Annotated in this window: 6 protein-coding genes; 5 read left to right on the top strand and 1 reads right to left on the bottom strand. The window is 59.8% G+C overall.

Going from position 1 to position 6,078, the window contains the following annotated elements; genetic code table 11:
- Positions 1 to 161 precede the first annotated feature (161 nt).
- Positions 162 to 809 carry a gamma-glutamyl kinase gene (locus ROG8370_RS12215; RefSeq protein ID WP_085827446.1) on the bottom strand — a complete coding sequence of 216 codons (648 nt, stop codon included), beginning with the start codon at positions 807 to 809 and terminating at the stop codon, positions 162 to 164.
- 193 nt (positions 810 to 1,002) lie between these two features.
- Between ROG8370_RS12215 and recA the strand changes: the two genes are divergently transcribed.
- The 5 genes from recA to ROG8370_RS12190 all read left to right on the top strand — a co-directional run bounded on the left by recA (position 1,003) and on the right by ROG8370_RS12190 (position 6,075).
- A complete protein-coding gene (gene recA, locus ROG8370_RS12210) occupies positions 1,003 to 2,085 on the top strand; it encodes a recombinase RecA (RefSeq protein ID WP_085827444.1) in 1,083 nt (360 codons plus the stop codon).
- A 126-nt stretch (positions 2,086 to 2,211) separates the two neighbouring features.
- Complete coding sequence (alaS, locus tag ROG8370_RS12205; RefSeq protein ID WP_085827465.1) at positions 2,212 to 4,875, top strand: alanine--tRNA ligase; 2,664 nt, start codon at positions 2,212 to 2,214, stop codon at positions 4,873 to 4,875.
- 9 nt (positions 4,876 to 4,884) lie between these two features.
- Positions 4,885 to 5,169: a DUF1330 domain-containing protein gene (locus tag ROG8370_RS12200; RefSeq protein WP_085827443.1), complete on the top strand. Its 285-nt coding sequence runs from the start codon at positions 4,885 to 4,887 to the stop codon at positions 5,167 to 5,169.
- Positions 5,170 to 5,187: 18 nt separating this feature from the next.
- Positions 5,188 to 5,475, top strand: coding sequence for a DUF1330 domain-containing protein (locus ROG8370_RS12195; RefSeq protein ID WP_085827441.1), 288 nt, complete (start codon positions 5,188 to 5,190; stop codon positions 5,473 to 5,475).
- Between the two features lie 54 nt (positions 5,476 to 5,529).
- Positions 5,530 to 6,075, top strand: a complete 546-nt coding sequence (locus tag ROG8370_RS12190) for a histidine phosphatase family protein (RefSeq protein WP_085827440.1) — start codon at positions 5,530 to 5,532, stop codon at positions 6,073 to 6,075.
- Positions 6,076 to 6,078 lie beyond the last annotated feature (3 nt).

Below are 6,078 nucleotides of genomic sequence, written 5' to 3'. Positions count from 1 at the left end.
CAATGGCTCTGGACTTACAACAATGAGCGCCCCAACATGGGCATCGGCGGCATAACACCCGCTATGAAACTGAAAACAGCTGCGTGATTTCTACGGCTGGACCCCATTAAAAATGGGGGGATTACCCCGGGGCGCGATAGCCTGTTTGCCGCAGAAGGCCATTAATCCTCAGAGCCGGGCTTGGGGCGTGCGGGCAGGGGGATATACTCGCCATTCTCGCCGATTCCCTCCCATAGGGCAAAATCACTGGAAAATTTGCGCCGCAGCCGGGCCTGGGTCTTGGGGCTAAGTTCAAGGGCGCTTGGGGGCGATGCGTTGAGCCGGTTGGTTGCAATCCTCGTGCCAAGGCGCTGTTCCAGAAAACGGATAAGACCGGCTTGATCCTCATAGCGGAACAGATGCGTGATGCAGGTGCCATTGCGCTGTGGTTCGAGGAACTTTGACTGTGCGCCGACCCGCGCGAACCCGGGTTGCTCTCCCAAGCAATAAGCCGCAACGAAATCATCAAAACTAAGACCCTGCGTGCTATTGGCGGTCCCGGCCATCGCTGGTCTTTGGCGATACCGATACCAGCTTCCCAGCCAACTGATCGGTTCACGCATCACCGCCAGAACATCGACCTCGGGCGCGATGAATCGCTCGATCATCGGGCGAAAGAAGCGATTGTAGCGAAACACCGGTGCGTGTTTTAGCTCAGGGGGCGTCGTCACAGCGATGGCCGCGAGAGGGAGAAGGCTTGCCTGATAGGCGGTGCTACCGGTTTTGGGAACCGACAGGAATACCAGATTTGCCTTTGAAAACACTAACATTTAGCGGCCTTCTCCAAGAGATCTGCACATATGAGACCACTGTAAACTACTTGTTAATCGTTTCGGGCAAAAGTCGACTTACCAATAATTTTCTTGAAATGTTCCACTTTTGTCCTCATAACGTCGAGAACAAGAGGCGAACAAAGGCAGCGATTGCCGCCCGTGACTGGGTGTGGAATAAGGAAGCGAACAAATGGCAACGGCAGATCTTTTATCCATGGACAAAAAGAAAGACACGGACAAGCAAAAGGCGCTGGATAGCGCCCTGGCGCAGATCGAGCGGCAGTTCGGCAAAGGGTCTATCATGCGCATGGGCGGCGACACTCAGATCGCCGATATCGAGGCGACCTCGACCGGTTCGCTTGGCCTTGATATTGCGCTTGGCATTGGTGGCATCCCCAAGGGGCGCATCATCGAGATTTACGGGCCGGAAAGCTCGGGTAAGACGACGCTGACGCTGCATTGTGTGGCGGAAGAACAGAAAAAAGGTGGCATCTGCGCCTTTGTTGATGCTGAACACGCGCTTGATCCGGTTTACGCGCGCAAGCTTGGCGTTAACCTTGATGATCTGTTGATTTCACAGCCCGACACCGGCGAACAGGCGCTTGAGATCGTCGATACGCTCGTGCGGTCAGGCGCGGTCAGCATGATCGTGGTCGATTCGGTTGCGGCCCTCACCCCCAAGTCGGAACTCGAGGGCGAAATGGGCGACAGCAGTGTTGGCGTACATGCCCGCCTGATGAGCAAGGCCATGCGCAAATTGACCGGCTCGATCAGCCGCACCAAATGCACGGTTATCTTCATTAACCAGATTCGCATGAAAATTGGCGTCATGTTCGGCAGCCCGGAAACCACAACCGGCGGCAACGCGTTGAAGTTCTACAGCTCGGTGCGCCTTGATATCCGCCGTATCGGCGCGCTCAAGGATCGCGACGAAATCGTCGGCAACGCCACCCGTGTCAAGGTCGTCAAGAACAAGGTGGCGCCGCCCTTCAAGCAGGTTGAATTCGACATCATGTATGGCGAAGGCATCAGCAAAATGGGCGAACTTCTTGATCTCGGTTCAAAGGCCGGCGTGGTCGAGAAATCCGGCAGCTGGTTTAGTTATGGCGATGAACGGATCGGCCAGGGACGTGAGAACGCCAAGACCTTCTTGCGTGAAAACCCGAAAATGGCGCTTGAGATCGAGGATAAAATCCGCGCGTCTCACGGGCTCGACTTTGACATGTCCGGGCGCGCCGACGACGGCGACGACGGCGATATCCTCGAAGGTTAACCCGACATCGGCGACAGGATTGAGGCCCGGCCAATGCGCCGGGCCTTTTCTTGCGGTGGACATGGCAAGACGGCACAGTTAAATCATCCGGATGCAGGCCAAATAATCGCCCGGAAAGAGATGCCCATGCCAACGCTGAATGAAATCCGTTCGACTTTTCTCAACTTTTTCGAGCGCAACGATCACCGTATCGTCGAAAGCTCGCCGCTTGTGCCGCGTAACGACCCGACGTTGATGTTCACCAATTCCGGGATGGTGCAGTTCAAGAACTGTTTCACCGGGGTTGAGCATCGCGATTACACCCGCGCCACCACAAGCCAGAAATGCGTCCGCGCCGGGGGCAAGCATAACGATCTTGATAACGTCGGCTATACCGCGCGCCATCACACGTTCTTCGAGATGCTCGGCAACTTCAGCTTTGGCGATTATTTCAAGGAACAGGCGATTCCCTATGCCTGGGATTTGCTGACCAAGGATTTCGGGATCGATAAATCCAAACTTTTGGTCACCGTTTATCATACCGACGAAGAGGCGGCGTCGATCTGGAAGAAATACGCCGGGCTGAGCGATGACCGCATCATTCGGATCGCGACCGATGACAATTTCTGGTCGATGGGCGCGACCGGCCCCTGTGGCCCCTGCACCGAGATTTTCTATGATCATGGTCCTGATATCTGGGGCGGCCCTCCGGGCAGTGCGGAAGAGGACGGTGATCGTTTCATCGAAATCTGGAACCTCGTTTTCATGCAGAACGAGCGCTTTGAGGACGGCACACAGCGCGACCTTGACATGCAGTCGATCGATACCGGCATGGGGCTGGAGCGGATTGGCGCATTGCTTCAGGGCAAGCACGACAATTACGATACCGACCTGATGCGCGCCTTGATCGAGGCGAGCGCCCATGCCACAAGCCAGGATCCCGATGGACCCGGCAATGTGCACCATCGGGTGATTGCCGACCATCTTCGCTCGACCTCTTTCCTGATGGCCGATGGCGTGATGCCAAGCAATGAGGGGCGCGGTTACGTCCTGCGCCGGATCATGCGCCGCGCCATGCGGCACGCGCATCTTCTGGGGGCCAAGGACCCGGTCATGCACCGCCTCGTCCCGGCGCTTGTGGCCCAGATGGGCCAGGCCTATCCGGAGCTTGGCCGCGCGCAATCAATGATCGAGGAAACGCTTCGCCTTGAAGAAACCCGCTTCAAGCAGACGCTTGATCGCGGCCTGCGGCTGTTGGATGACGAGCTTGGCGATCTGCCCGAGGGCGTCGCCCTTCCGGGTGAGACGGCGTTCAAACTCTATGACACCTTCGGGTTTCCGCTTGATCTGACGCAGGACGCGCTGCGCGAAAAGGGGCGCTCGGTTGATACCGAGGGCTTTGATGCGGCCATGGCCGAGCAAAAGGCCAAGGCGCGTGCGGCGTGGTCCGGCTCGGGCGAGGCGGCGGATGCGGCCGTCTGGTTTGACATCGCCGAGGACAAGGGCACGACCGATTTTCTTGGCTATGACACCGAGGTTGCCGAGGGTCAGATCACGGCGCTTGTGGCCTCTGGCGCGCCGGTTGCGGCCGCCAAGATGGGCGAGACTGTCCAGATCGTCCTGAACCAGACCCCGTTTTACGCAGAATCCGGCGGTCAGGTCGGCGATCAGGGCGCTCTCAAAACCGAAACTGGCGCCGCGCGGATCACCGACACCAAGAAGGTGGCCGGCGTCTTCATCCATTTCGCCGAGGTGACCGAGGGCGAGATAACAAGCGGGCAGGCGGCCCGGTTGGTGGTCGATCACGCCCGCCGCAGCGCCATTCGCGCCAACCATTCGGCGACGCACCTGTTGCACGAGGCGCTGCGCGAGGCGCTTGGCTCCCATGTGGCACAGCGCGGATCGCTCAATGCCGAGGATCGGTTGCGCTTTGATTTCAGCCATACCAAGCCGCTGAGCGACGGTGAGCTGGCCAAGGTCGAGGCCGACGTCAACGCCTATATCCGCCAGAACAGCGCCGTTGAAACCCGCATCATGACGCCCGACGATGCGCGCGGCCTTGGTGCGCAGGCGCTCTTTGGCGAAAAATACGGCGATGAGGTTCGGGTCGTGTCGATGGGGGCCGCGGAGGGCTCTGGTCGTGGGCCGGACGGGCAGACCTATTCGATTGAACTTTGCGGTGGCACCCATGTGCGACAGACCGGCGATATTGGCGTTTTTGTTGCCCTTGGTGATAGTGCCTCAAGTGCCGGCGTGCGCCGGATCGAGGCGCTTACCGGGGCGGCGGCCTTTGACTATCTCAGCGGTCAAAGCGCGCGTCTGTCCGCCATTGCGAAGGACCTCAAGGCGCGCCCGGACGAGGTTGTCGAGCGGGTCAAATCCCTGATGGACGAGCGCCGCGCGCTGTCAAACGAGGTGGCGCAGCTGCGCCGCGAGTTGGCCATGGCCGGTGGGCCGGGTGATGGCAGCGGCGCCGAGGTGCGTGAGATCAACGGCGTGAAGTTCATCGCGCAGGTGCTTTCTGGCGTTCAGGGCAAGGACCTGCCGCCGCTGATCGACGAGCACAAGGCGCGCCTTGGATCGGGTGCGGTCTTGTTGATGGCCGATACCGGTGGCAAGGTGGCGGTCGCCGCTGGCGTGACCGATGACTTGACCACTCGGGTGTCGGCGGTGGATCTGGTGCGGGCCGCTGTGGTCGAAATGGGCGGAAAGGGCGGCGGCGGTCGCCCCGACATGGCCCAGGGCGGGGGCAGCGACATCAGCCAGTCAGAGGCCGCGATCAAAGCGGCAGAGGGGGTCATTTCGGCCTGAGGAGGAACGATGAGCGCCTATATTATTGCCCGGATCAATGTGACCGGCGCCGAAGACTACAAGAACTATGCAAGCCAAACGGTTGCATTGGCTGAGAAATTCGGCGGCAGGTTTCTGGTGAAAGGGGGCGCACAGACCCAGTTGGAGGGCAACGGCCCCGACCGGCATGTGATCATTGAATTCCCGGATCGAGAGACCGCGCTAGAGTGGTATCATTCCGATGCCTATCGCCGCATTCTGCCGATCGCGATCAGCAGCAGCAACCGTGACATCGTCGTCGTAGACGGCCTTTAAATCCCAGGAGAGACCAACATGCCCGCGCTTTGGATTGCCCATGTAACCGTGACCGATGACGAGGCTTATGGCAAATATGCCAAGCTTGCAGGCCCGGCAATTGCCGCGCATGGCGGCACGTTTATCGCGCGCGGCGGGCGCTTTGTTCAGCTTGAGGGCAAAGAGCGCCCGCGCAATGTCGTGGCGCGCTTTCCCTCGGTTGAGGACGCCGAGGCCTGTTATCACAGCGATGAGTATCAGGCGGCGCTCAACCATGCGCGCGGCGCCTCTGAGCGCGAGTTGGTGATCGTCGAAATCTCCGAATAACGCTGGTCAAACCTGCGTGTCGCCCTGGGCTCTCCCGAAGCAAAGGGGAAAGCGATGCGGTTTTTATGGACGGTATTTCTGTTGGCTTTGGCCGGGGGGGCCTCGGCTGATGATGTGAGCGCGCTCAAGCCCCCCGGCGTGGTCGCCTTGATGCGCCACGCGCTTGCGCCGGGAACGGGCGACCCGTCTGACTTTGTGCTCGGCGACTGCGCGACGCAGAGAAACCTTGATGCACGTGGACGCGATCAGGCGCGCCGCACCGGGCGCGCGTTGCACGCCGCCGGGGTGGCGTTTGACCAGATATGGACAAGCCAATGGTGCCGCACGCGCGACACCGCGCACCTGCTGAACCTCGGGGAGGTCACCGAGCAGCCTGCCCTGAATTCGTTTTATGCAGGGCAGGGCGATGCAGCGGCACAAACCGCTAAAACCATTGAACGCATTCAGGAATTACCCGGTGACGCGCGTCTTTTGATCGTCACCCATCAGGTGAATATCACAGCGCTGACCGGTCTTGGGGTGAGTTCAGGAGAGATCATTATCGCCCGCCGAACGCCAGAGGGTCTGGCGGTCAGCGGGCGATTCATGGTTGCGCCGTAGGCG

This window comes from Roseovarius gaetbuli (genome assembly GCF_900172365.1).
In the GTDB taxonomy this organism is placed as follows: domain Bacteria; phylum Pseudomonadota; class Alphaproteobacteria; order Rhodobacterales; family Rhodobacteraceae; genus Roseovarius; species Roseovarius gaetbuli.
Note: the sequence above shows the minus strand (reverse complement) of the source record. Positions and strands in the feature narration are given on the sequence as shown.